The organism is Mameliella sp. MMSF_3455 (genome assembly GCF_030733205.1).
In the GTDB taxonomy this organism is placed as follows: domain Bacteria; phylum Pseudomonadota; class Alphaproteobacteria; order Rhodobacterales; family Rhodobacteraceae; genus Antarctobacter.
The window spans coordinates 1-2,614 of record NZ_JASHJL010000095.1 but is presented as its reverse complement, the minus strand read 5'-3'; the positions used below and the strand labels follow the sequence as shown (position 1 = coordinate 2,614).

Annotated in this window: 2 rRNA genes; both read right to left on the bottom strand. The window is 54.6% G+C overall.

The features are described 5' to 3' along the window. Window positions 1-26: 26 nt before the first annotated feature. Window positions 27-141: ribosomal RNA gene (gene rrf, locus RBB42_RS27920) — 5S ribosomal RNA — on the bottom strand. Between the two features lie 189 nt (window positions 142-330). Then, window positions 331-2,614: ribosomal RNA gene (locus tag RBB42_RS27915) — 23S ribosomal RNA — on the bottom strand; the annotation flags it as partial.

Sequence of the window (2,614 nt, the reverse complement as noted above, 5' to 3'; positions counted from 1 at the left end):
GCATAGAGAGGTGTGGTTTTTACTAGGTTTGGCGGCGACCTACTCTCCCACGTCTTGAGACGCAGTACCATTGGCGCGGTGGCACTTAACGGCCGGGTTCGGAATGGATCCGGGTGTTTTGCTCACGCTATGACCACCAAACCGAGGAAAAACCACATCGCTGCGGGGATTGGGTTTGGTGGCGGACAGCGTTTCGCGAAGCGATACCGCGTTGCCACGCCTTTCCAATCCTGGCGCAACGTCAATCAACATCGTTGTCCGTGTCAGGACACCTATGGTGTATGCCTTGATGTCCGTAACATGGTTTTTGGAACCTTGCTGTTACTGGATCAAATCAAGCCTATCGGACCATTAGTACCGGTCAACTGAACACATTGCTGTGCTTACATCTCCGGCCTATCGACGTGGTGGTCTTCCACGGTCCTCAGGGATACCTTGTTTTGAGGGGGGCTTCCCGCTTAGATGCCTTCAGCGGTTATCCTGTCCGATCATAGCTACCCTGCACTGCTGCTGGCGCAACAACAGGTCCACCAGTGGATCGTTCACCCCGGTCCTCTCGTACTAGGGGCAACTCCTCTCAAGTATCCTACACCCACGGCAGATAGGGACCGAACTGTCTCACGACGTTCTAAACCCAGCTCACGTACCTCTTTAAATGGCGAACAGCCATACCCTTGGGACCTGCTCCAGCCCCAGGATGAGATGAGCCGACATCGAGGTGCCAAACACTGCCGTCGATATGGACTCTTGGGCAGTATCAGCCTGTTATCCCCGGCGTACCTTTTATCCGTTGAGCGATGGCCCTCCCACTTGGGACCACCGGATCACTATGGCCGTCTTTCGACTCTGCTCGACTTGTCAGTCTTGCAGTCAGGCTGGCTTCTGCCATTGCACTCAACGAGCGATTTCCGACCGCTCTGAGCCAACCTTCGCGCGCCTCCGTTACGCTTTAGGAGGCGACCGCCCCAGTCAAACTACCCACCACGCAGGGTCCCGGACCCGGATAACGGGCCGCGGTTAGACATCAAGCAGAACAAGGGTGGTATCTCAAGGGAGGCTCCACAGGGACTGGCGTCCCTGCTTCAAAGCCTACCACCTATCCTGCACATGTTGTGCCTGATGCCAGTGCGAAGCTGTAGTGAAGGTGCACGGGGTCTTTCCGTCTAACCGCGGGAAGCCTGCATCTTGACAGGCAATTCAATTTCGCTGAGTCGATGTTGGAGACAGCGGGGAAGTCGTTACGCCATTCGTGCAGGTCGGAACTTACCCGACAAGGAATTTCGCTACCTTAGGACCGTTATAGTTACGGCCGCCGTTTACCTGGGCTTCAATTCGGAGCTTGCACCCCTCCTTTTAACCTTCAGGCACCGGGCAGGCGTCAGACCCTATACGTCGTCTTGCGACTTCGCAGAGCCCTGTGTTTTTAATAAACAGTCGCCACCCCCTGGTTTGTGCCCCCGGTAGTCGTGTACCGGGCCTCCTTCTCGCGAACTTACGGAGGTATTTTGCCGAGTTCCTTCAACATCGTTCTCTCAAGCGCCTTGGTATTCTCTACCAGTCCACCTGTGTCGGTTTAGGGTACGATCTCATGGAGGGCTATTTCCTGGGACTGTCTTGGATACGTGCCAATCCGATAAGGCACGCACGCCGCCACAATCCGTCACATCCTCCTGGCCCAGGAATATTAACCTGGTTCCCATCGACTACGCCTTTCGGCCTCGCCTTAGGGGTCGGCTTACCCTGCTCAGATTAGCTTTAAGCAGGAACCCTTGGACTTTCGGCGAGAGTGTCTCTCACACTCTTTGTCGCTACTCATGTCATCATTCTCGCTAGTGATCTCTCCACCGGATCCCTCACAGGCCGGCTTCACAGAAAAGACTTTCTCCTGCGCTACCGCCTATCGGCTACTTGAGCGCGTTTCCACGCTCCGTACGACCGGCGGCAGTAAAGGATAAGTCCTATATCACACTACGCTCCGCTACCATGCCTTACGGCATCCTAAGCTTCGGCTCATGGCTTGAGCCCCGTTACATCTTCGCCGCAGGACAACTTGTTTAGACCAGTGAGCTGTTACGCTATCTTTAAAGGATGGCTGCTTCTAAGCCAACCTCCTGGTTGTTTTGGTCGTCCCACCTGCTTTCCCACTTAGCCATGAATTGGGGGCCTTAGCTGTAGGTCAGGGTTGTTTCCCTCTCCACTACGGACGTTAGCATCCGCAGTGTGTCTGCCATCTAGTACTCCCGGGTATTCGGAGTTTGGTTAGGATCAGTAAGCCTGTGGGGCCCCATTACCCATCCAGTGCTCTACCCCCCGGGGTATTCGGATGACGCTCTACCTAAATAGATTTCGCGGAGAACCAGCTATCTCCGAGTTTGATTGGCCTTTCACCCCTAGGCACAACTCATCCCGACCTTTTTCAACAGGTGTGGGTTCGGACCTCCAGTAAGTGTTACCTTACCTTCATCCTGGTCATGCCTAGATCACTCGGTTTCGGGTCTGATCCATCTAACTCGACGCCCTATTAAGACTCGCTTTCGCTGCGCCTACACCTATCGGCTTAAGCTCGCTAGATAGACCAAGTCGATGACCCATTATACAAAAGGTACGCCGTCAC